Origin of the sequence: Enterobacter sp. RIT637, assembly GCF_019718755.1 — a bacterium.
In the GTDB taxonomy this organism is placed as follows: domain Bacteria; phylum Pseudomonadota; class Gammaproteobacteria; order Enterobacterales; family Enterobacteriaceae; genus Enterobacter.
Genome location: NZ_JAIHAZ010000128.1, coordinates 1 through 568 on the forward strand (window position 1 = coordinate 1; position 568 = coordinate 568).

The 568-nt window shown below is 54.9% G+C and carries 1 protein-coding gene; it reads right to left on the reverse strand.

Annotation, left to right across the window (positions count from 1 at the left end; genetic code table 11):
• A partial coding sequence (gene srlA, locus K5E19_RS23570) for a PTS glucitol/sorbitol transporter subunit IIC (RefSeq protein ID WP_221553349.1) occupies nt 1–518 on the reverse strand: 518 nt, incomplete at its 3' end.
• Between the last annotated feature and the right edge of the window lie 50 nt (nt 519–568).

A 568-nucleotide genomic window follows, 5' to 3' on the forward strand; every position in this document is an offset into this window, starting at 1 on the left:
CCCATTTTTTTCTCAAAAATGGCGGTGGTGAGATCCGTCACCCAGCCGCGGAAGAAGTTGGTGACCAGGCCAACCAGCAGATATCTCACCGCCAGCGGGCCGAGCGGCAGGCCAAGTGTGGTCAGGCCGCTGGCAATGCCGAGGTAAACAAACAGTTCGCCGGGGTTGATGTGCGGGAACAGGCCGTTCATGGAGTGGCAGCTATAGGATGCGGCGGCGTAATAACTCGGCTTGTACTTTTCTGGCATAAAGCGGCCGAGGCTTAAGGTCATCGGGTTGCAGAAAACAAAGGTTCCGATGAAGGGCAGAACAAGATAGCGGGACAGCGGGTTGCCGGCGCAGCGCTGAGCGAAGCGTTCGATACGCTGCTGGCCGATAAAGTTAATCAACGCATTCATGATCACTAAGAGGCTTATCAGCAGGGGCAGGATGCCGGTCACCATACCGGTGAACACCTCTCCGCCTTTCTGAAACAGCCCGATGAACCACTCGGCGCCGTGGGTGATGGTTTCTATCATTCTTCTCTCCTGTGGGGCTTTTTTGTTTTTGTATGACTGCGGCTAATAAT